Below are 23,017 nucleotides of genomic sequence, written 5' to 3' on the forward strand. Positions count from 1 at the left end.
CTTCTAGCTTCCTTATAAGGAAATATAGTGCTTCCCTGCTTCTACTGAATAAAAAAGAAGAGTTCTATTTTTACAATTAGAACCCTTCTCAAAACCTCTAAACGATTCTTCTATACGAGATTATCTAATTTCACTTGATTTAAATCCCCTGCAACAACATTTCCTTTATACATAACTACACTCTTCTCTGTTTGACGCGCTACCGCTTCAGCGGCGCATGTTGCATTCGTTAAAACAAAACTTGCCTCATCCCCTACATTCGGCCATACTCGTTTCCCTTCATTATTTAACGTTTCTTTCCCTCCAGTAATAAAACGAAGAGCTTTCCCTAAAGACCTTTCATCACTCCAACCAAATCGTTCTGCCAATCGATTTGCCTTTTGAAGCATATCACCTGTGCCGAACGGAGACCAATGATCTGTAATACTATCATTTCCTAATGAAACTTTAACACCTTTTTTATCTAGTAACGGAATTGGGATTACTTGTTTACCGATTGGAACGGTTGAAGTGATATCAATCTTTAATGCTGCTAGTCTTTCTGCCACTTCTTCAGCTTCTTTATCAGTAACACCACCAAGTCCAAGCGCATGACTAATTGTTACACGACCTTGCCATCCTGCTTCTTCCGTTAGACTTGCCAATCTCTTCATTGTAAACGTTCCAAGATTATTCGCATCGTGCAAATGAATATCAACATCCGCATTAAACTCTACCGCAATGTCCATAATCGTATGTAATGATTTTTCAATATCATTATCTACTGTAGCTGGGTCCACTCCGCCAACTAATTGTGCGCCCATACGCATCGCATCCTTCACAAGTTGCATAGAATTACTGCGCAATAATCCATGTTGCGGAAAAGCAACTATTCTACCAGACAACCGATCTTTATATGTTTCTAAAGCCGCTAACGTCGCCTCTAAATTACGAAGTCCAATAACCGGATCCACATTACAATGCGTTCTAATATTTGTTGCGCCATTTCGAAGCAATAACTCTAGCATATTTTCCGCCCTGTCTTGAGCAGTTGCTAATTGCTTTGGTAAAATCGTTTTTTCTTCGTTAAAACGTGTAAAAATATTTTCTGCTGGCATACAAGCTTTCCAAGGCCCACTATAATATGTTTTATCAATATGAATATGCATCTCTTCAAAAGCTGGTAAAACTAATAAACGATTAGCATCAAAAGTTAACGTTCCTTCCTCTTGGGCGATTCCCGATATAATTCTTTTAATTCTTCCATCTTCAATAAGAAGACTGCATATCTCAGTTTCCGTTTGTGAAATTTTCGCTTCTTCATATGTATAACCTGTTTCAAGCTTTACATTAGTCAACCAATACAATGTCATTACTATTTCCCCACCTTATAATAGAAAATACGTCACACCCTCATTTTCATTTTAATACCGACTGAAAATTAAGACAATTAATACGCTATATTGTTCCTTCACAAAAAAATGTAATATAACCTAATGGTCTTCTCATAAATTTCCATATAGAATAAAAGTACACTGTATCACTCATACATAACAGCGGTGATATGAAAAGGAGAGGATCATAATATGTCGAAGAGGTTATATAAATCCGAAACTGACAAAATGTTATTTGGTATATGCGGTGGTTTAGGAGAATATTTTGATATTAGTTCTACTCTCATTCGTATTATTTGGGTCATTGCTATTTTATGTTTTGGAACGGGTTTTTTAGTTTATCTCATTTGTTTATTACTCATGCCACGTTCTTACTAATATTATCCTGATTAGCAATACTCCTTTCACTATACTTAAGCAGAACATACAAATTGAAAAAACGCCTATAGAATCTTTTTCTATAGGCGTTTTTTCATGAAGAATATTTCATCGTTAAATGTAATACCGCCACTTCATCCTCTTCATTTTTATAACTATGTTTCTTATTCGCTTCAAATTGAATGGAATCAAACTCATCTAGCACGTACACATCGTTCTCCACTTGAATAGAAACTTTCCCTTTCATTACTGTTACAAGCTCAATTGCTCCTTCATGATGAGCTTCAGGTTCATATATACTATTCGCTCTTAAACAAGCTCGGTGCATTTCCATCCCCGTTTCTTTCGTATACCGGAACATTGTTTCTAAGTGCCACGCTTGTCCTACATCTACTGCAAAGCCTTCTCCGCAGCGCGCAACAGCTACAGGCTCTCCAACAACCATCAATCTCGATAAAGGGATTGATAACCCTTTCGTAATTTTCCAAATGACAGCTAATGTTGGATTCGTTTCACCTCTTTCGATCTTTCCTAGCGTTAATTTACTAACACCTGTCTTTTGGGCTAAATCTTCTAAACTTAATTTTTGTTCATTTCGAATTTGTCTTAATAACTGACCTACTTGCTGAATTACTTCTTTCGTTTGCATATCTTCATTTTCTTTCATATATAAAAACCACCTTAAAATATAAAATAGTTTACTTTTATTCTCTTTAAGTATATTATACTATACATAAATACTCAATCCCGAAAGGAGTGCCATACTTCATGCGCGCAATATTACTAGGTCTTTTATCATCGGCCTTTTTTTCTGCAACCTTTATTATTAACAGAGCAATGAATGTATCTGGAACAAGCTGGGCTTGGACTGCTTCCTTCCGTTTTCTATTTGCTCTCCCTATTTTATTCCTTATCGTTTTATTTCGCAAAAACTTAGGAGTTTTATGGGAAGAATTAAAAAAACATCCATTTGTATGGATCGGGTGGGGCTCGGTCGCTGGCATCGGCTTCTATTCTTTATTAAGTTTCGCAGCTGTTTTTTCTCCAGCTTGGCTCGTTGCTGGAACTTGGCAAGTTACGATATTAGCAGGTTTACTACTATCACCATTATTTTTCGTTAAAATAGAAACGAAATCAGGTACAAAACTTGTACGTGGAAAAATTCCACTTCGCAGTTTATACGTCGCTTTATTTATTTTACTTGGTGTACTTTGTATGCAAGCTACTGAAGCGGGTCATATTACAATGACTCAATTCATTTCTGGTTTTTTACCTGTCGTTTTAGCAGCTTTCTTATATCCCTTCGGTAACCGAAAAATGATGGAACTTGTTGGCGGGCGTCTTGATACATTCCAACGTGTATTAGGAATGGCAATCGGGAGTCTCCCTATTACAATTCTACTTGGTATATACGGATTTTCCACTACCGGTATTCCATCATCAAGTCAAATGATGCAAGGATTTTTATTAGCATTATGTTCCGGAGTTATTGCGACGATGACATTTTTCTTTGCTACTGACTTAGCAAAAGACAATCTCGCTTTACTTGGAGCTGTTGAAGCAACACAAGCTGGAACGATGGTCTTTACCGTGCTTGGTGAGATTATTTTCTTAAATGGCTCATTCCCTAGTGGTCTGTCACTGATTGGGATGATGATTATAATGTTAGGAATGGTCGTAAATAGTGTTTTAAACCGTCCTGCTCCAGTCATTAAACAAAAAAAATCAGCATAAAGATAGATATGGTTCTTCTTCATAGAACCATATCTATTTTTATTGTCCCCCTATTTCGCCTTATCAGAATAGTATTTCATTAGCTATTTATACTAAAACCTATGTTATAATACGTTTCATGTGCATTAATAGGAGGTAAATTATGTTAAAAAAAGCAATTGCTGAATTTATTGGTACATTTGTACTTGTATTATTCGGAACTGGAGTAGCTGTCATTGGCGGCGGAATTGAAGGAATTGGAACATTAGGTATCGCTATGGCTTTCGGATTATCTATCGTGGCTATGGCATATAGCATTGGGACAATTTCTGGATGTCATATTAATCCAGCGGTATCAATCGCTATGTTCATTAACAAAAGAATGAACGCTATGGAACTTAGCTATTATTTATTAGCTCAAATTTTAGGTGGTTTATTAGGAACTGCAACGCTAGTAACAATTTTACGATCTGCTAAATTACCTTTAGATAATTTAGGACAAAATAGTTTTGGAACTCTTGGTTTATCTGGAGCATTTTTAGTTGAATTCATTTTAACTTTCGTATTTGTTTTAGTTATCGTTGCTGTAACAGGTAAAAAGGGAAGTTCTTCTTTAGCTGGATTAGTAATTGGTTTCACATTAGTATTAATTCACTTATTAGGTATTCCGTTAACTGGAACATCTGTTAACCCAGCTCGTAGTATCGCACCAGCTCTATTCGCTGGCGGAGAAGCAATTTCTCAACTATGGGTGTTCATCGTTGCCCCAATTCTTGGTGGTATCGTAGCAGCTGTTGTAGGAAAGTTTATTTTAAATACTGAAAAATAGAATTTTCAATATTTCCGAATAAAAAAAGGCGAGCCCTCATCATGAGGAAGCTCGCTTTTTTATTCTTTAATTTTCGACTTTAAATTTGTAACTAACTGCTGCACCGTTACATTTGCAAGTACGTTTTCCATCGCTTCTTGCGATTGTATTAAAACAATCTCTAATACCGATTGAATATTAGCTCCTACTGGACATTCAATGTTGGGATTTTCATGGAAAGAAAATAGATGTCCTTCTTCTACAACTTCCACAGCTTTATATACATCAAGTAATGTAATTTCATCTAAATCACGAGCAAGTGTCGTACCACCTTTACCAGCTTGTACATCAACAAGTCCTGCTCTCTTCAACATTCCTGTAATGCGACGAATCACAACTGGATTTGTATTCACACTACCAGCAATCCATTCAGAGGTACAGCGAGAGTTTCGATCTATTGCAAGTAACGTTAACATATGAACACCTACTGTAAAACGACTACTAATTCCCATCTGCACACCCTCCTTTTTATTCATTCTATTAAAAGACGACTCTTGTTATTATATACTATTTTTAATTTATACATAAAGAAAAAGCATGATTCCACTATAAAATCATGCTTTTCTCCCATTATTGACGCTTTATAAATTTCGCTAAATCTTTAAACTTCACTTTGTCGGAGTAATTCATTACACCGTTTACATAGATACGGCTTGTGATAGCATTTAATATACCAATCGTCGCCAATAAAACTACTAATGTTATCGTAATCTCTAACATACCTGCTTCACCAGCTACAATCCGCGAGAAGGTAACCATCGGTGTGAAAAACGGAACATACGAACTTACAACAACAATAGTACTATTGGGATCACTTAATGATTTAATACTAATGAAGAATGCAGCCATGATCAAAATCATTACCGGGAAAGATACAGCTTGTAAATCCTCTGTCTTAGACACAACAGCTCCAGCCGCAGCGTACATCATCGCATAAAGTAAATACCCCGTAATGAAATAAACAAGAAACATACTTATAACCTTTGCATCTAATTTTGTAAAGTCAATTGGAACACCAAATAATGAGGCACTTTCTAAATCGACCCAACCTAACAAATAAGGAATAAGATAACCACACGCCAATATTACAAGTTGTAATAACGCCGTTGAAACAACCGCCAAAATTTTCGCATACATCATCGTAAGAGGCTTTACTTTTGGAAGCATTACTTCCATTACACGTGACGCCTTTTCAGATGCAATATTCATTGCGATTGTATTTCCGAAAGCTACAATAAACATATACAAAGCAAATGTAAAGAAATATGCAATTCCGAAAGAAGATGTGCGATCTTTGATCGCTTCTTGCTTCACTTGAATTTCTGCCTGTAATTGCTGCGCAATTTCTGGTGAAACATTATTTTTTGCAATCGTCACCATCGTATATTGTTGTTTTAAATAACCCGCCATAATCGCAGAAGTTGCTTCGCTTGGAAATCCATTATACATATATGTAACTGCTGGAGCCCCATCCTTTTCCGTCACATGGAATAGACCATCTAAATCTCCCTCTTCTACTTGCTTATGCAGTTTATCAAAATCACCCTTTGAACCAACCGTTATTTTTGCTGATGGCAATAACTTATTTAGCTCTTCTTTTTGTACTTTGTATGTGGAACTCTCTACTACAACTGCAATTTTATCTTTATCCTTATTTTTATCATCGCCTGAAGTAAAATGATTAAATGCAAAAATCCCAAACACAACCAAAAATAAAATCGCACTCGTAATTAATGATTTTTTAGATAAAAACGCTTCCCTAAAATAAAATGAAAATACATGATAAAATTTACGCATCTTTATTTCGCCCTCTCTACAAAGATTTCGTTCAACGTTGGCTCTAGCATTTTAAATTGTCGTAAGCTAATACCTTGTTCTTGCAATTGTTGCAAAATCTTTAGAGCCTCTGCATCGTCTTGTACTTTTACATAAAGAAGGCCTTGTTGTTTTTCATACGGGACATGTATAGCCTCTAATCCCTTTTCATTCTCTGCTATATCTTCAATCGTTAAATTACGAAAACCGTATTCTTTCTTAATATCACTTAACTGTCCTTCTACAACTGCTTCGCCTTTTTTCAAAATACATACATGTTGGCAAAACGCCTCTACTTGCTCCATACGGTGACTTGATAAAATAATTGTCTTTCCGCTCTGTACTTGTTCTCCAATAATACTAGCTAGCATTCCAGCATTAACTGGATCAAGTCCGCTAAATGGTTCATCCAAAATAAGGAGTTCTGGATCATGAAGAAGAGCAGCTATCAATTGAATTTTTTGCTGATTCCCTTTTGAAAGTTCTCCAGCCGTTTTAAATTTATATTCTGGAATTGCTAAGCGCTCTAACCAGTGATCAATTGCAAGATCCACTTCTTTTTTCGTCATTCCTTCTAATCTACCAAAATATCGCAACTGATCTATTACTCTACTTTTTGTATATAGTCCTCTTTCTTCTGGTAAATATCCAATTGTTACCCCGCTATCACCAAATGACTTTCCATCCCACGTAATAGAACCTTCATTTGGCGTTAATAAACCTAGTAACATTTTAATTGTCGTTGTTTTTCCTGCACCATTTCGGCCAAGTAACCCTAACACTTCACCTTTCGGTAACGAGATTTGCAAACCATTAACTGCTTTAGATTCTCCGAATATTTTTGTTAAGTTTTGAATTTGTAAACTCAATGTATAAAGCCTCCCCTTTAGTATCATTCGTACCCTCTGTTAAAGCCTATGATTGTTCAGAATGAAATATAGTACTATATTTCATTCTCTTATATGTATCACTACACCTAACCCATCATTTGTTTCATTTAGTTAAAATTGTAAATAAAAACCCTGTTTTTGTCAATTATAATTGTCATTACGACAATAAAACTTGTCAAAACAATTATTATTATTTAACTCATCTTTCTAATATAGGACAAACTACTACATATATAAAAGACAATATGCAAATGTTCATAAAAAAAATATCATATTTTAATATATAATATTAAATGATTTTCTAACATCGAGGAGGATACATATGAAGATGAAGAGGGGTATTACCACTTTATTATCTGTAGCCGTTCTTTCCACATCGCTTGTAGCATGTTCAGGAACAGCTGAGAAAACAGTGGCAAAAGAAGAGAAAGTACAATTAACAGACCAGCAATTAATGGCTGATTTATGGTATCAAACAGCTGGCGAAACGAAAGCACTATACTATCAAGGATACAATATTGGTCAATTGAAGCTTGATGCAGCTCTTGCAAAAGGGACAGGCAAAAAACCTGCTATCGTTCTTGATTTAGATGAAACTGTTTTAGATAACAGTCCTCATCAAGCAATGAGCGTAAAAACAGGAAAAGGCTATCCTTATAAATGGGACGATTGGATTAATAAAGCTGAAGCTGAAGCTCTTCCAGGCGCGATTGATTTCTTAAAATATACAGAGTCTAAAGGTGTAGATATTTACTACATCTCAAATCGCAAAACGAATCAACTAGATGCAACTATTAAAAACCTTGAGCGCGTTGGTGCTCCACAAGCAACAAAAGAGCATATCTTATTACAAGATCCGAAAGAAAAAGGGAAAGAAAAACGTCGTGAGCTTGTTTCGCAAACACATGACATCGTCCTATTCTTCGGTGACAACTTATCTGATTTCACTGGTTTTGATGGGAAATCTGTAAAAGATCGCAATGAAACAGTAGCAGAATCAAAAGCACAATTTGGTGAAAAATTCATCATTTTCCCTAATCCAATGTATGGTGACTGGGAAGGTGCTTTATACGATTATAATTTCAAAAAATCAGATGCAGAAAAAGACAAAATCCGTCATGAAAACTTAAAATCATTTGATGCAAAATAACAAAGAGGATGGCTTACGCCATCCTCTTTTATTGCATATTTCTTGTTAAAGGCAAGATAAACACTTCAACACGTCTATTTTTCGCTTTTCCTTCAGGCGTATCATTTGGTGCAATTGAACGATATTCTCCGTAACCAACTGCACTAAATTTTTCTGGTTGCAATTCTTTATTTTGGAGTAACACCTGCATAAAATTAACTGCACGCTGTGTACTTAACTCCCAGTTTGATGCAAACTGAGCATTTGCGATAGGAACTGTATCTGTATGACCCGACACTGTAATTTCACGAGGTGATGCCGACACAAGCAGGTTAGACATCTCTTTTGCAATCCCTAATGATTCCAACTTCACATCTGCTTTCCCTGAGTCAAATAATACATTTTCTAATATCGTTACCATTAATCCTTTTTCAGTTAAATCCGTTTTAAACGAAGAAGATAATTGCTTTTCCTCAATATACTTGTCAATACTTTGTTGTACTGCTTTTAATTCATTCATTTCTTGCTTTTTCACTTCAGCTTCAGCATCTTTTTTGATTTTCTCAGATTCCAAACCACTTGCCGATAGCTCTTTTTCTTCTTTTGGTTTTTGATCACTTAAAAACTCTTTATTTCCTGTTCCACCTGCTAGTTCACTTCGAAAAGCTACTGCCATCTGTTTAAATTTCGCAGCATCTATACTACTCATTGCAAATAAAACAATAAACAGCGCAAACAACAACGTTAGCATATCAGAATACGGGATTAACCAAGTTTCATCGATATGCTCGTCATGCTTTTTCCTTTTACTTCTTCTATTCTTCCTACTCCGCATTCTTTTCCGCTCCTTTTTCTAGCTTTTTACGCTCAGTTGCAGAAAGCGCACCTAAAATGCGGTTTTTCATAATAAATGGATATGTACCTTCTTGTAACATTAATAAACAATCAATAATTAAACGTTTCTTCTCTAATTCAGCAGCAGACTTTTGCTTTAATTTATTTGCAAATGGATGCCATAATACGTAACCTGAAAAAATACCGAAAATCGTTGCAATAAACGCACCTGAAATAGCATGTCCTAGCTTTTCAATATCAGTTAAATTTCCAAGTGCAGCTACAAGACCAATAACAGCACCTAAAACCCCTAATGTAGGTGCATATGTACCCGCTTGCGAAAAAATAGTAGCTCCTTTTGCATGTCTTTCTTCAATTGCTTCTAATTCAGCTTCTAAAATTTGTTCTAAGTCTTCTGCAGATACACCATCAATCACAAACTTCATACCACGCAAGAGAAATTCATCTTGAATTTTATCTAATTGTTGTTCTAAAGACAAAATACCGTATTTTCTACTCTCAGATGTCCAATGAACAAATAATTCTAGTAACTGTTCATAACTTAAATCTTTTTTATTTGAACCAAAAAGAACTTTAAATAATTTTGGAATCCTTTTTAGTTGATTCATTGGAAAGGCAATACATACTGCAGCAAATGTACCCACAAAAATAATTAATGCTGCTGCAGGATTAACTAAGGCCATTACGTCAGCGCCCTTGACGACCATTCCTACTACTACTGCCAACACTCCTAAAATGACTCCAATAATTGTTGCAAAATCCATTCCCATTCACTCCTAGTCTATACAAGAAGTCCTTTATTCTCCATAATCGTTACATCTCCTTATATGTATATATTACATAAAAAATGAATCACATGAAAGATAGGAAATGAATTATATAAAAAAAATACTACAATTTCACACATTTTCTGACATTTTCTTTGCATTTCTATTACGTTATGACTCTTATATTTCTTTTTCAATAAACTAGACTTATAATAAAAACGATACATATTTTATTAAGAAAGGACAGTGATTACAAGGTATCATGAAAAAGATAATACTTATTTCTGCCACTACTATTGTAATCGGTATCACATCTTTCGCTTACTTTGGTTCTAAATCACCACTGCAAAATGAGGCGAAAGCTGTCGAAAGTCAAAAACATAGTAACCATCCAAAAGAAGAGATTCCTGCTTTTCCAAAAGCTGATCATAATGCAAAGAAACTAGATGATAATTTTTCCGTTGTAACAAATCCAGATTCTGCTCTTGTATTAGTCAATAAACATCGTAAATTACCAGATGGGTACATTCCAGAAGATTTAACGAAACCGAACGTACCATTTACTAGTCCAAAAGATAAAGAGAAAACATTACTTCGCAAAGATGCTGCAGACGCTCTTGAAAAAATGTTCCAAGCAGCGAAAGAAGAAGGTTTAGAACTTACAGCAGTTTCAGGTTACCGTTCTTACAAACGCCAACAGTCATTACATAATACATATATTAAACGCCAAGGAAAAGCTGAGGCTGATTCGGTAAGTGCAATTCCTGGAACAAGTGAGCATCAAACTGGTCTAGCAATGGATATTAGCTCAAAATCTGCTAAATTCCAATTAGAACCAATCTTTGGAGAGACAGCAGAAGGAAAATGGGTTGCGGAACATGCTCATGAATTTGGTTTTGTCATTCGTTATTTAGAGGATAAAACAGAGACAACAGAGTATTCATACGAACCGTGGCACTTACGCTACGTTGGCAATCCATATGCCGCATACATATATAAGCACCACCTAACATTAGAAGAGGCAACGAAGGACAAAAAATAAGAGAGCGAATCGCTCTCTTATTTTTCTTTTATTCTATTATTGTAATAATTCCTTCCATTCCTCAGGCCACGGTTCGCCTCTTCCAGTTTTTTTCGATGCTTGGACCATCATACCGCGTCCAACTAAACAAACTTCCCCCTCTGCATTTTTGACCATATAGTGTAAATCTAATGAGGAGTTCCCAACCGCTCCTGCCTTTACATATACTTTCAACTGCTCATCAAAATAAATTTGTTTAATAAAATTGCATTGTAAATCTGCAACAACGATCATCGTTTCTGATGATTCATGTGTCCATTCTTGCATAAATCCAAGTTCTTTAAACAATGCGATACGAGCTTCTTCAAAATATGTAAAAGCAACGACATTATTTACATGTCCAAACATATCTACTTCACCAAAACGAACTTTGACAGGATTATAAAATGAAAAACCACTTTCCCATTGCTCAAAGTCTTCAATATAAGAAATTCTCTTCATTGTTCCCTCTCCTTTTCGCCTTTAAAATAAACAGAATAAACAGAAATATAAAGTTATAAATATTGCCTCTTCAACATGAAGAGGCAATATTTATTAATAGTTATTGTCGCTACCAAAGAAATCTTTGAACGATTGAATTGTTGTATCACGGTTTAATGCTGCAATTGAAGTTGTTAATGGAATACCTTTCGGACATGATTGCACACAGTTTTGAGAGTTACCACAGTTTGCAAGTCCTCCATCACCCATAATTGCACGCAAGCGATCTGCTTTATGCATTTCACCAGTTGGATGCGAGTTAAATAAACGTGCTTGTGAAAGCGGTGCTGGTCCAATAAAGTCAGACTTACTGTTTACGTTCGGACATGACTCTAAGCAAACGCCACATGTCATACATTTCGAAAGTTCATATGCCCATTGACGCTTTTTCTCTGGCATTCTTGGACCTGGTCCTAGGTCGTACGTACCGTCGATTGGAATCCAAGCTTTAACACGTTTTAACGCATTAAACATACGGCTACGGTCAACTTGTAAGTCACGTACAATCGGGAATGTCTTCATCGGCTTTAAGCGAATTGGTTGTTCTAACTGGTCAATAAGAGCTGTACATGATTGACGTGGTTTTCCGTTAATCACCATCGAACAAGCACCACATACTTCTTCTAAACAGTTCATATCCCATGCAATCGGAGTCGTCTGGTTTCCTTTTGAATCAACAGGATTACGACGAATTTCCATCAGTGCCGAAATAATATTCATATTTGGACGATATGGAATTTCAAACTCTTGGTCAAACTCTTGTGCATCTGGTCCATCTTGTCTCGTAATGATGAGGCGGATTGTTTTCTCAGACATGTTGCTTATCCCCCTTCTCTTCACCCTTAGCAGCTACATCATGTTTTGAGGAATAGTCACGTTTACGTGGTTTAATTAATGAAACATCCACTTCTTCGTAATGGAATGCTGGTGCTTTTCCTTCTCCCTCAAATTTCGCCATCGTAGTTTTTAAGAAGTTTGCATCATCACGATTTGGGAATTCTGGTTTGTAATGCGCTCCGCGGCTTTCATTACGGTTATATGCGCCAATTGTAATAACACGTGCTAACTCGAACATATTTGCAAGTTGGCGTGTAAATGAAGCACCTTGGTTACTCCATCTCGCTGTATCGTTAATGTTAATGCGTTTGTAACGCGCCATTAACTCTTCAATTTTCGCATCAGTTTCTATTAACTTTTTATTTTCACGAACTACTGTAACGTTATCTGTCATCCATTCTCCAAGCTCTTTATGAAGAACATATGCATTTTCGTTACCATCAAGCGTTAAAATATTGTTAAATTTCTCTGTTTCGATTAATTCATTTTGCTCATATACAGTAGATGAAACAGCATCAGATGATTTAGAAAGACCTTTCATATACTCAATCGCGTTCGGTCCTGCTACCATACCACCGTAAATTGCTGATAATAGTGAGTTCGCACCTAGACGATTACCACCGTGCATAGAATAATCACACTCACCTGCTGCAAATAAACCTGGAATACTTGTCATTTGTTTATAATCAACCCATAATCCGCCCATTGAATAGTGAACCGCTGGGAAGATTTTCATTGGTAGTTTACGAGGATCATCACCTGTAAATTTCTCATAGATTTCAATAATTCCACCAAGTTTAATATCTAGTTCTTTCGGATCTTTATGAGAAAGATCTAAGTACACCATGTTTTCACCGTTAATACCTAGTTTTTGCTCTACGCAAACATCAAAGATTTCACGCGTTGCAATATCACGAGGTACAAGGTTTCCGTAAGCTGGATATTTTTCTTCTAAGAAGTACCATGGCTTACCATCTTTATACGTCCAAACACGTCCACCTTCACCACGTGCAGATTCACTCATAAGACGTAACTTATCGTCTCCAGGAATTGCCGTTGGATGGATTTGAATGAACTCACCGTTCGCATAATATGCACCTTGTTGATATACAGCAGACGCTGCTGTACCTGTATTAATAATAGAGTTTGTTGATTTTCCAAAGATGATACCAGGGCCCCCTGTTGCCATAATCACGGCATCAGCTTGGAAACTTTTTATCTCCATAGTTTGTAAGTCTTGCGCGACGATTCCTCGGCACACACCTTCATCATCCACAACAGCTCGTAAGAAATCCCAACCTTCATATTTCGTTACAAGTCCTGCTACTTCATGACGACGCACTTGCTCATCTAATGCATATAGTAATTGTTGACCAGTTGTTGCGCCAGCAAATGCTGTACGATGATGTTGTGTTCCACCGAAACGACGGAAATCAAGAAGTCCTTCTTCCGTACGGTTGAACATAACACCCATGCGGTCCATTAAATGAATAATACCAGGTGCTGCATCACACATCGCTTTAACTGGTGGTTGGTTCGCTAAGAAGTCCCCACCATAAATTGTATCGTCAAAGTGGATCCATGGAGAATCCCCTTCACCTTTTGTATTTACGGCACCGTTAATTCCACCTTGGGCACATACAGAATGTGAACGTTTTACTGGTACTAAAGAAAATAGTTCAACATTCACTCCTGCTTCTGCCGCTTTAATCGTTGCCATTAAGCCGGCCAAGCCACCGCCGACTACTATAAGTTTCCCTTTCATGCTCTCCCACTCCTTACTGGTTTGCTAGCTGTGGATCGATGAACGCTAATAATGCACTCACACCTACATAAGATAGACCTAAGAAAATAGCTAATGTTACATAAGTAGAGATTCTTTGTGAACGTGGAGATACTGTAATTCCCCAGCTTATGCAGAATGTCCATAGTCCATTTGCAAAGTGGAAAATTGTTGAAACAACACCAACTAAATAGAAACCAAACATAAATGGGTTGTTTAAAATATCTGCCATCATATCATAGTTTACCTCTTTACCTAACAATGCTTGAATACGAGTTTCCCAGACGTGCCAAGAAATGAAGATCAGCGTAACGATACCTGAAATTCGTTGGAAGACGAACATCCAGTTACGGAAATAGCCGTAAGATACCGCATTGTTCTTAGCTGTAAATGCAATATATAAGCCATATATAGCATGGTACAGTATAGGTAAAAAGATGATGAAAATTTCTAGCGCATACCGGAATGGAAGGAGCTCCATAAAGCCTGCAGCTTTGTTAAAAGCCTCTGCTCCTCTTGTTGCAAAGTTGTTTACAATTAAATGTTGCGTCAAAAAGACACCAACCGGGATGACCCCCATTAATGAGTGCCACTTACGAAACGTATACTCGCGGCCTTTCATGTCCCCATTACCCCCTTGAATGTTTGACTGCTGTTTTCAGATTAATTTACAACAATAATGTTTTTTCACTATTGGCATAAGAAAAACTGAAAAAATTATTCAAAATATTTCAGCATAATTTGATTCCAAGTTCATTTTACCCCTATTTTTGTCGAAGCGTCAAGAAAACGTATACATAATTTGCATATAATTTGCCAATTCTTTTTTTTTCTTATATATTCAGATTTCCCCAAAGAAAAATCTGTTTTTATAAATGAAAAATGTTATATAATAATCCCTATAGAAAGAGGGGAATATTGTGAGCAAAAATACAATCGATATAACATCTTTAGAAGATGTTTCATTGAACGCCTTCGCTTATGAATTGCTACGTGAAGAATTACTACCTGATTTAATTGGTAACGATTTAGATGGTATTTTATACTGGGCCGGTAGAAACCTTGCGAGAAAATATCCACTAGAAACAATTGAAGAAGTCATTCAGTTTTTTGAAAAAGCTGGTTGGGGCACTTTAAGCATCATTGAACATAAACGTCGTGAAATGCAATTTCAACTTAAAGGTACACTTATTACTGAGCGTCAAAAACAAAAAAGACATTCATCTTATCAATTAGAAGCTGGATTTATCGCCGAGCAAATTCAAAGACAAAGAAACGTCGTTGCAGAGTCCTATGAGGAACAGAAAAAACGTTCAGACTCTATTACATTTCTTGTTAAATGGGATATAAAAGATCTCATTGAAGTGTAGCATCTACTTACAGTCAACTAGACATATAAGTTTAGTTGACTTTTTTGTATATTCATTTAGGTGTGTTTATTTTAAATCTTCAGAAATTATATCAAAAAACAGAAGACATTGTAAACTACAACGTCTTCTTACCTGTTAAATAAGTATAAATTGTCTCCGCTACATTTTTCGGCATACCCGCTTCGACAAATTCCGATACGGAAGCTTCTTTCATCTTTTTTAATGAACCAAAATGTTTTAGCAATACTTTTTTTCGTTTATCACCGATTCCCGGAATTTCATCTAACGCCGATTGAATAACAGATTTCCCGTGTAATTGACGATGGAATGTAATTGCAAATCGATGTACTTCATCTTGAATGCGCTGCAATAAATAAAATTCTTGGCTATTCCTCGCAAGCATAACAGACTCAGGCGGATCCCCAATAATTAAATGTGATGTTTTATGTTTTTCATCTTTTACAAGCCCTGCCATTGGAATATATAATCCAAGCTCGTTTTCAAGAACATCACTTGTAGCCGCGAGATGTCCTTTTCCCCCATCGATAATTATTAAATCTGGCAAAGGTAAATTTTCCTTCAATGCTCTCGTATAACGGCGTCTCACAACTTCCCTCATAGACTCGTAATCATCTGGCCCTTGGACCGTTTTAATTTTATATTTCCGATATTCTTTCTTCGCTGGTTTCCCATCGATAAAAGCAATCATTGCTGAAACAGGATTTGTCCCTTGAATATTTGAATTATCAAACGCTTCAATACGATAAGGTGTTTCAATACCGAGCTGCTTTCCTAAATGATCTACAGCTTTAATCGTTCGCTCTTCATCACGTTCAATTAAGTGAAATTTCTCTTCTAGTGCAATTTTTGCATTTTTATTTGCTAATTCCACAAGATCTTTTTTCTTCCCACGCTTCGGCTGTGTCGCTTCAACTTCTAAAAAGCGCTCTACTAATTCTGAATCGATACTTCCTGGAACAACAATTTCCTTCGGCTTGAAATGACTACTGTTTTCATAAAATTGACCGATAAAAGTTAAAAAACCCTCTTCAGGTTCATCATATATCGGGAACATGGAAACATCGCGCTCAATTAACTTTCCTTTTCGAACGAAGAAAACTTGAACACACATCCACCCTTTATCAACTGCATATCCAAACACATCCCGATCCACTAAATCACTCATAATCATCTTTTGCTTTTCCATAATTGCATCAATATGAGCAATTTGATCTCGCAACTCTTTCGCCCGTTCAAATTCTAGTTTCTCTGAAGCCTCGTACATCTTCGTTTCTAATTCTGAACGAATTTCTTTATGCCCACCATTTAAGAATTTAATAATCTCATCTACAATTTCTTTATTTTGCTCATCCGTTACTTCTTTCACACAAGGCGCTAAACATTGGCCCATATGATAATATAAGCAAACTTTATCTGGCATATTTGAACATTTACGAAGTGGATACATACGATCTAATAATTTCTTTGTTTCATGTGCCGATTGCGCATTTGGATAAGGGCCAAAATACTTTCCTTTATCCTTTTTTACGTTTCGCGTAATGAGTAAGCGCGGCTGTTTTTCAGCTGTAATTTTAATGAAAGGATATGTTTTATCATCTTTTAATTGAATATTATATTTTGGATCATATTTTTTTATTAAATTCAACTCTAAAATAAGAGCCTCCAAATTTGAGGAAGTCACAATATATTCAAAATCAACAATCTCTCCAACAAGCCGAAGTGTTTTCCCATCATGTGAACCAGTAAAGTACGAGCGCACACGATTTTTGAGTACCTTTGCTTTTCCGACGTATATAACCGTTCCCTGCTTATCCTTCATTAAATAACAACCAGGTTGATCGGGCAAAATTGCTAACTTCTCTTTTAAATGCTCGTGCACTCGTCTCCCTCCATTTCTACATGCTTATCATTTTTATTTTCACATAAAAACATACTATGACAAAACACCCAACATACGTTCTTTTATTGTAACGGAAAGGTTGTAAAAAAGAAAATAAAAAAAGCTACCAAATGGCAGCTTCTTTATTTTAGAAGTGTTTAGAAACTAATTCTACTAACGCTTCTTTCGGTTTATATCCTAACGCTTGATCAACTACTTTACCGTCTTTTAATACGAAAAGAGCTGGAATACTCATTACTTCGAATTGACGAGCAGTTTCTTGGTTTTCATCAACGTCCACTTTTACTACTTTTACTTTCTCGCCTAACTCTGAATCGATCTCCTCTAATACAGGAGCGATCATTTTACAAGGTCCGCACCAAGGCGCCCAGAAATCTAATAATACAACACCTTCGCTAGTTTCAGCTGCGAAGCTTTGGTCATTTGCATTTATAATTGCCATTTTATTTCCTCCTTCAAGTATATTCTACCAAGAGTATATCATTAACTTTTATACGTGGCGAATATTATGTATCGTTATGTATTGTAACAAAAAAATGTTCCTTTATACTATATAAAAATATGGATGAAATACTAAAAAGATGAGAGACAGGGGATCTCTCACCTTTTTCTATATATAGGGGTACTTCACTTGGAACTCAAGGGTACTCAAATCATGAATGTACTTTTAACTTTTTAAACTCTTCTGTTAAAAGAGGTAATACTTCAAATAGATCACCGACAATACCGTAGTCAGCTACTTTGAAGATACTTGCTTCTGGATCTTTATTAATCGCAACAATTATTTTTGAATTAGACATACCAGCTAAATGTTGAATCGCACCAGAAATTCCGCATGCAATGTATAGGTCTGGTGTAACAACTTTACCTGTTTGACCAATTTGTAATGAATAATCACAGTACTCAGCATCACAAGCACCACGAGATGCTCCAACAGCGCCGCCTAGTACGTCAGCCAATTCTTTTAACGGTTTAAATCCTTCTTCACTCTTCACACCACGTCCGCCAGCTATAATGACTTTCGCTTCAGAAAGATCTACACCTTCTGCAGTTTTACGGACAACATCTTGAATGATTGTACGTAAATCTTTCACATCTACTGTAATAGAAGACACGTCACCTGTGCGAGACTCGTCTTTTTCAAGAGTTGCAATGTTATTTGGACGCACTGTCGCAAATAAGATACCATCTGTTACAATCTTCTTCTCAAATGCTTTACCAGAGTAGATTGGACGAGTAAAGATAACATTGCCACCTTCAATTTCTAAAGCAGTTACGTCAGAAATTAAACCAGCTTCAAGCTTCGCTGCTAATTTTGGTGATAAATCTTTACCAAGTGCTGTATGTCCAAATACAATGCCTTCTGGATTTTCTTCAGCATATACAGCTAAAAATGCTTGTGCATAACCATCAGATGTATATGATTTTAATTTATCATTTTCAACTGTCACAACGCGATCTGCACCGTAATGAATCAATTCATTTGCAAAAGAGGCAACGCTGTCTCCAACTAGAAGACCTACCACTTCACCGCCTTCTGCAATTGTTTTTGCTGCTGCTACTGCTTCAAACGAAACGTTACGTAGCGATCCATCACGAACTTCACCCATTACTAATACTTTACGAGCCATAGATTTTCCCTCCTGCATATATAATTTCGTATTTTATTAGATTACTTTCGCTTCTGTGTGGAGCAACGATACAAGTTCTTTTACTTGATCTTGCAGCTCGCCTTGTAACACTTTTCCTGCATCTTTCTTAGGAGGCAAATAGATTTCAATTGTTTTTGTTTTTGCTTCCACATCATCTTCTTCTAAATCTAAATCATCTAATTCTACTTCTTCTAGTGGCTTCTTCTTCGCTTTCATAATACCTGGAAGTGATGGATAACGCGGTTCATTTAAACCTTGTTGCGCTGTTACTAGAATAGGTAATGATGATTCAATTACTTCTGTATCCCCTTCAACATCACGCTCAATTTTCACATTTGTACCATCAATTTCAAGCTTCGTAATCGTCGTTACGTATGGGATATTTAACGCTTCAGCTACTCGTGGACCAACTTGTCCAGATGCACCGTCAATCGCAACGTTCCCGCCTAAAATTAAATCAATTTCTTTATCTTTTAAATATTCAGCAAGCACTTTTGCTGTTGTAAATTGGTCACCATTCTCAACATCATCTTCAATGTTAATTAGTACCGCTTTATCGCAGCCCATCGCTAATGCTGTGCGAAGTTCTTTTTCACTATCCTCGCCACCAACTGTTATAACAGTAACTTCTCCACCTTGTGCATCTCTTACTTGAATCGCTTCTTCAATCGCATATTCATCGTAAGGGTTGATGATGAATTCCGCTTCGCCATCGTAAATTGCACCGTTTTTAATTACGATTTTTTCTTCTGTATCAAATGTTCGTTTCATGAGTACGTAGATGTTCATTCCATTTACCCCCTTATTTTTCAGAAAGATTCTATCAATTTTAAAATTCTGTTAATTTTTATTAAAAAAATAATTGGACTACCTACCACTAAATGAAGGCTTACGTTTTTCTAAAAACGCTGCTACGCCTTCTCTTCCATCTTCACTCGTAAATACTTCACCAAAAATCTGTGATTCACGCTGTACACCTTCATAATAATGAGACGATTTTGTCGTTTGTAATAACTCTAGCACAGCACGAGTTGTTGCTGGGCTTTTTCCAGCAATCTGTTTTGCAATTTTAAGCGTATCTTCTAAAATGGATTCTTCAGAAAACACTCCGTTAACAAGTCCCCATTGCAATGCTTCTGCACCAGTAATTGGTGTACTTGTTAACATCATTTCACAAGCTTTCGCTTTACCAACATAACGTGGTAAGCGCTGTGTACCTGCAAAACCAGGAATTAATCCAAGTGTTAATTCAGGTAAACCAAGCTTTGTACTTTCAGTTACAAAGCGCATGTGGCAAGACATAGCAAACTCAAGGCCACCGCCAAGTGCCGCTCCATGAATTGCCGCAATAACTGGTTTTGAGCATTTTTCAACACGCTCAAACGTAACTTGTCCAAGCTGTGCTAACTCTGTTGCTTGCTTCGCTTCAGTAACAGATGTAAATTCTTTAATATCTGCCCCCGCTGAGAAGAAGCGTCCTTCACCATGTAAAACAACAACACGAATGTTATCATCCTTTTCCACTTGATCGATTAATTCAGTAACGTCATGCATAACTTGTGAAGACATCGCATTAGCTGGAGCATGATTTAACGTCGCCACCGCGATATGATCTTCAACTTTTACAGATAGGAATTTCAACATGATCCCTCCCATTATTTACGATAACCACAAGCTGCAATAAGTAGCCCGTGTACCGTTTTTGAAAGTGCGACCAGATCATACTTATGATCGCTCATTACCCAATTGGTCACAACTTCATCTACTGTTCCAAAGATCATTTGTCTTGCCACGCGAACATTTAAATCCGCCTGAAATTCACCTTGCTTTATACCTGTCTCTAAAATCTCATCCATAACTTGTAAGTAGCCTTTTAATACTTCATTTATTTTAAGGCGCAAGTCTTGATTGGACTGCCTTAGTTCTAATTGCGTAACGATAGCAAGAGGATCATTTTGTGACAACAGCAAGAAGTGCGTTTCTACCAACATGAATAACTTCGCTACAGCGCTTTCAATTCCTGCTATTTTTTGACGAATTGTTTCAACAAATTCTCCCATCTTCTCTTGGAATAAGGATATTAATATATCTTCTTTATTTTTAAAATATAAATAAATCGTGCCATCAGCTACCCCAGCTTGCTTTGCAATTTTAGAAACTTGCGCTTGATGGTATCCATTCTCCGCAATCACAATGACTGCTGCATCAATAATTTGATTGTATTTCGGTCTATTTTTCTTCACTTTACTGTCCCCTTCAAGAAGATGACTGAATGAATAGCCATTCATATTCTTATAATACTGACTATTTAGAAAAGTGTCAATCCTATTTTTTCAAAAAGAAAGGGCCTTAGCCCGTTTGCTCATCCTCATTCTTTCTCTTCTCTTCATCTATTAGGACACGGCGTAAAATTTTTCCGACTGTCGTCTTCGGCAACTCACTTCTAAACTCATATACCTTTGGAACTTTGTAAGCTGCTAAATATTTACGTGCAAACTGATCTAATTCTTCTTCAGAACACTCAGCGCCTTCTTTCAAAACAACAAACGCTTTTACAGTTTCCCCTCGATACGGATCAGGAACACCGATTGTTACCACTTCTTGCACCTTTTCATGTTCATATAACACCTCTTCTACTTCACGAGGATATACGTTAAAACCACTAGCAACGATCATATCTTTCTTACGATCTTTCACATAGAAAAAGCCATCCTCATCCATGTATCCTACATCACCTGTATGAAGCCAGCCATCTTGCAGTACAGCTGCCGTTTCTTCTGGCTTATTCCAATACCCTTTCATAATTTGTGGGCCCTTTACAACAATTTCACCAATTTCACCTGGAGGTAATGACTCTCCTGTCTCAAGTGACATGATGATTGCCTCTGTATCCGGCCACGGTACCCCAATACTTCCCGGCACACGCTTTTCCCACAAAAAATTCCCATGTGTAACTGGTGATGACTCCGTTAATCCATAACCTTCTACTAATTTACCACCTGTAACTCTCTCAAACTCCTCCTGTACTTCTACAGGAAGCGGTGCAGAACCACTAATACAAGCCTGAATTGAAGAAATATCATATTCTTTTAAAAGAGGACTATTTAATAGAGCGATATAAATGGTTGGTGCTCCTGGAAATAGTGTGACTTTATGTTTCTTAATTGCTTCAAAAACCATTTTCATATCAAACTTCGGAATAAGCACCATTTTATATCCTTGCATAATACTTAAATTCATTACAGCTGTCATCCCGTACACATGAAAAAACGGAAGAACACCAAGAATTACCTCTTCTCCTTCTTTACAATTATATAACCAATGCGCTCCCATTAAAGTGTTCGAAACGAGGTTTTTATGCGTTAACATAACCCCTTTTGGAAACCCTGTCGTTCCCCCTGTATACTGCAAAAGGGCTAGATCATTTTCAGGATCACATGGAACTTCAACATCAGCATTACTTTCCTTTTCTACCGATTTCCAAAGATGAATCGTTTCGCTTTCCGACACATTCACAACAAGATTTGCCTGCTTTTTTTGTACAAATGGATAAAGTAAATTTTTAGGAAATGGTAAAAAATCTGCAATACGGGTTACGATAATGTGCTCAATCTTTGTTGCAGTTTGAACGTTAGTAACTCTCGGAAACACTAAATCAAGGCAAAGAATAACTTTTGCCCCTGAGTCATGAAGTTGATACTCAAGCTCTCTTTCTGTATAAAGAGGATTCGTTTGTACGACAATACCACCCGCAAGCAAAGTACCATAATAACCAATTACAGATTGCGGACAATTCGGTAACATAATCGCAACTCTATCGCCTTTTTCAATACCAAGCCTTTGAAGGTAATTCGCAAATTTCTTTACCTTGTCATGGAAATCTGAAAATGTAACATCTTTCCCTAAAAAGTGAAGCGCTTTCTTTTTTGGATAACGAGCAGCCATTTTCTCTAAATATCTATGAAGTGGCTGAATATCATAAGAAATCGTCCCTGGAATTTCATCTGGATAACTCTGCAGCCAAGGTTTTTCCACTCTCATTCCCCCTTCCAATACTTGTGAAAATAAATAAATGAATGTTCATTCATGATGGTTATTTTCATTA

At 36.5% G+C, this 23,017-nt stretch carries 24 protein-coding genes; 6 read left to right on the forward strand and 18 right to left on the reverse strand.

What is annotated here, in order from left to right:
• Window positions 1–110 precede the first annotated feature (110 nt).
• Window positions 111–1,352, reverse strand: coding sequence for an amidohydrolase family protein (locus tag NSQ47_RS15935; RefSeq protein WP_002160324.1), 1,242 nt, complete (start codon window positions 1,350–1,352; stop codon window positions 111–113).
• A gap of 213 nt (window positions 1,353–1,565) precedes the next feature.
• Here NSQ47_RS15935 and NSQ47_RS15940 point away from each other — a divergent pair, with 213 nt between their 5' ends.
• Window positions 1,566–1,751 carry a PspC domain-containing protein gene (locus NSQ47_RS15940; protein WP_002112091.1) on the forward strand — a complete coding sequence of 62 codons (186 nt, stop codon included), beginning with the start codon at window positions 1,566–1,568 and terminating at the stop codon, window positions 1,749–1,751.
• 94 nt (window positions 1,752–1,845) lie between these two features.
• Here NSQ47_RS15940 and NSQ47_RS15945 read toward each other — a convergent pair whose 3' ends face one another.
• The gene (locus tag NSQ47_RS15945; RefSeq protein WP_016106278.1) at window positions 1,846–2,418 is read right to left on the reverse strand and encodes a helix-turn-helix domain-containing protein; all 573 of its coding nucleotides are present in this window, start codon (window positions 2,416–2,418) and stop codon (window positions 1,846–1,848) included.
• Window positions 2,419–2,519: 101 nt separating this feature from the next.
• On the opposite strand from NSQ47_RS15945, the gene NSQ47_RS15950 reads away from it, so the two are divergent.
• Together NSQ47_RS15950 and NSQ47_RS15955 are read left to right on the forward strand one after the other, a co-directional pair.
• The gene (locus NSQ47_RS15950) at window positions 2,520–3,485 is read left to right on the forward strand and encodes a DMT family transporter (RefSeq protein WP_341037348.1); all 966 of its coding nucleotides are present in this window, start codon (window positions 2,520–2,522) and stop codon (window positions 3,483–3,485) included.
• Window positions 3,486–3,627: 142 nt separating this feature from the next.
• Window positions 3,628–4,293, forward strand: coding sequence for an MIP/aquaporin family protein (locus NSQ47_RS15955; RefSeq protein ID WP_002015331.1), 666 nt, complete (start codon window positions 3,628–3,630; stop codon window positions 4,291–4,293).
• A gap of 59 nt (window positions 4,294–4,352) precedes the next feature.
• On the opposite strand, the gene NSQ47_RS15960 is transcribed toward NSQ47_RS15955, so the two are convergent.
• From NSQ47_RS15960 to NSQ47_RS15970, 3 genes are all read right to left on the reverse strand, one after another.
• Entirely contained in the window at window positions 4,353–4,784 is a 432-nt protein-coding gene (locus NSQ47_RS15960; protein ID WP_002112095.1) for an Rrf2 family transcriptional regulator, read from the reverse strand.
• Between the two features lie 118 nt (window positions 4,785–4,902).
• Complete coding sequence (locus NSQ47_RS15965) at window positions 4,903–6,129, reverse strand: ABC transporter permease (protein WP_215579762.1); 1,227 nt, start codon at window positions 6,127–6,129, stop codon at window positions 4,903–4,905.
• Between the two features lie 2 nt (window positions 6,130–6,131).
• A complete protein-coding gene (locus NSQ47_RS15970) occupies window positions 6,132–7,016 on the reverse strand; it encodes an ABC transporter ATP-binding protein (RefSeq protein WP_070129034.1) in 885 nt (294 codons plus the stop codon).
• 343 nt (window positions 7,017–7,359) lie between these two features.
• Here NSQ47_RS15970 and NSQ47_RS15975 point away from each other — a divergent pair, with 343 nt between their 5' ends.
• A complete protein-coding gene (locus NSQ47_RS15975) occupies window positions 7,360–8,187 on the forward strand; it encodes a 5'-nucleotidase, lipoprotein e(P4) family (protein ID WP_002160318.1) in 828 nt (275 codons plus the stop codon).
• Between the two features lie 28 nt (window positions 8,188–8,215).
• On the opposite strand, the gene motB is transcribed toward NSQ47_RS15975, so the two are convergent.
• Both motB and motA read right to left on the reverse strand, forming a co-directional pair.
• Window positions 8,216–9,001: a flagellar motor protein MotB gene (motB, locus tag NSQ47_RS15980; RefSeq protein WP_002160317.1), complete on the reverse strand. Its 786-nt coding sequence runs from the start codon at window positions 8,999–9,001 to the stop codon at window positions 8,216–8,218.
• The gene (gene motA / locus NSQ47_RS15985; protein ID WP_002112100.1) at window positions 8,991–9,785 is read right to left on the reverse strand and encodes a flagellar motor stator protein MotA; all 795 of its coding nucleotides are present in this window, start codon (window positions 9,783–9,785) and stop codon (window positions 8,991–8,993) included. The genes motB and motA overlap by 11 nt, the downstream gene beginning before the upstream one ends.
• 265 nt (window positions 9,786–10,050) lie before the next feature.
• On the opposite strand from motA, the gene NSQ47_RS15990 reads away from it, so the two are divergent.
• Window positions 10,051–10,830, forward strand: a complete 780-nt coding sequence (locus NSQ47_RS15990; RefSeq protein ID WP_088099546.1) for a M15 family metallopeptidase — start codon at window positions 10,051–10,053, stop codon at window positions 10,828–10,830.
• A gap of 36 nt (window positions 10,831–10,866) precedes the next feature.
• Here NSQ47_RS15990 and NSQ47_RS15995 read toward each other — a convergent pair whose 3' ends face one another.
• The 4 genes from NSQ47_RS15995 to sdhC form a co-directional block, all read right to left on the reverse strand.
• The gene (locus tag NSQ47_RS15995; protein ID WP_002015410.1) at window positions 10,867–11,310 is read right to left on the reverse strand and encodes an acyl-CoA thioesterase; all 444 of its coding nucleotides are present in this window, start codon (window positions 11,308–11,310) and stop codon (window positions 10,867–10,869) included.
• Window positions 11,311–11,403: 93 nt separating this feature from the next.
• Window positions 11,404–12,165, reverse strand: coding sequence for a succinate dehydrogenase iron-sulfur subunit (gene sdhB / locus NSQ47_RS16000; RefSeq protein ID WP_002088861.1), 762 nt, complete (start codon window positions 12,163–12,165; stop codon window positions 11,404–11,406).
• Window positions 12,158–13,951, reverse strand: a complete 1,794-nt coding sequence (sdhA, locus tag NSQ47_RS16005; RefSeq protein WP_002160314.1) for a succinate dehydrogenase flavoprotein subunit — start codon at window positions 13,949–13,951, stop codon at window positions 12,158–12,160. The genes sdhB and sdhA overlap by 8 nt, the downstream gene beginning before the upstream one ends.
• Before the next feature lie 13 nt (window positions 13,952–13,964).
• Window positions 13,965–14,591 carry a succinate dehydrogenase cytochrome B558 gene (gene sdhC / locus NSQ47_RS16010; RefSeq protein WP_002015407.1) on the reverse strand — a complete coding sequence of 209 codons (627 nt, stop codon included), beginning with the start codon at window positions 14,589–14,591 and terminating at the stop codon, window positions 13,965–13,967.
• A 298-nt stretch (window positions 14,592–14,889) separates the two neighbouring features.
• Between sdhC and NSQ47_RS16015 the strand changes: the two genes are divergently transcribed.
• Window positions 14,890–15,339 carry a YslB family protein gene (locus NSQ47_RS16015; RefSeq protein ID WP_002015405.1) on the forward strand — a complete coding sequence of 150 codons (450 nt, stop codon included), beginning with the start codon at window positions 14,890–14,892 and terminating at the stop codon, window positions 15,337–15,339.
• 115 nt (window positions 15,340–15,454) lie between these two features.
• Here the strand turns inward: NSQ47_RS16015 and uvrC are convergent, their stop codons facing one another.
• The 7 genes from uvrC to NSQ47_RS16050 all read right to left on the reverse strand — a co-directional run bounded on the left by uvrC (window position 15,455) and on the right by NSQ47_RS16050 (window position 22,947).
• A complete protein-coding gene (gene uvrC, locus NSQ47_RS16020) occupies window positions 15,455–17,239 on the reverse strand; it encodes an excinuclease ABC subunit C (RefSeq protein WP_002160313.1) in 1,785 nt (594 codons plus the stop codon).
• A 148-nt stretch (window positions 17,240–17,387) separates the two neighbouring features.
• The gene (gene trxA, locus NSQ47_RS16025; protein ID WP_000974757.1) at window positions 17,388–17,702 is read right to left on the reverse strand and encodes a thioredoxin; all 315 of its coding nucleotides are present in this window, start codon (window positions 17,700–17,702) and stop codon (window positions 17,388–17,390) included.
• Between the two features lie 211 nt (window positions 17,703–17,913).
• On the reverse strand, window positions 17,914–18,891 hold the full coding sequence (gene etfA, locus NSQ47_RS16030; RefSeq protein ID WP_193656782.1) for an electron transfer flavoprotein subunit alpha: 978 nt from the start codon (window positions 18,889–18,891) through the stop codon (window positions 17,914–17,916).
• Between the two features lie 36 nt (window positions 18,892–18,927).
• Window positions 18,928–19,701 carry an electron transfer flavoprotein subunit beta gene (etfB, locus tag NSQ47_RS16035; RefSeq protein ID WP_002160310.1) on the reverse strand — a complete coding sequence of 258 codons (774 nt, stop codon included), beginning with the start codon at window positions 19,699–19,701 and terminating at the stop codon, window positions 18,928–18,930.
• Window positions 19,702–19,779: 78 nt separating this feature from the next.
• Complete coding sequence (locus NSQ47_RS16040) at window positions 19,780–20,556, reverse strand: enoyl-CoA hydratase (RefSeq protein WP_002088868.1); 777 nt, start codon at window positions 20,554–20,556, stop codon at window positions 19,780–19,782.
• An 11-nt stretch (window positions 20,557–20,567) separates the two neighbouring features.
• Window positions 20,568–21,155, reverse strand: a complete 588-nt coding sequence (locus NSQ47_RS16045) for a TetR/AcrR family transcriptional regulator (RefSeq protein ID WP_087945806.1) — start codon at window positions 21,153–21,155, stop codon at window positions 20,568–20,570.
• A gap of 106 nt (window positions 21,156–21,261) precedes the next feature.
• On the reverse strand, window positions 21,262–22,947 hold the full coding sequence (locus NSQ47_RS16050) for a long-chain-fatty-acid--CoA ligase (protein ID WP_341037357.1): 1,686 nt from the start codon (window positions 22,945–22,947) through the stop codon (window positions 21,262–21,264).
• Window positions 22,948–23,017: the final 70 nt, after the last annotated feature.

Source organism: Bacillus sp. FSL R10-2780, assembly GCF_038006125.1.
GTDB lineage: Bacteria > Bacillota > Bacilli > Bacillales > Bacillaceae_G > Bacillus_A > Bacillus_A cereus_U.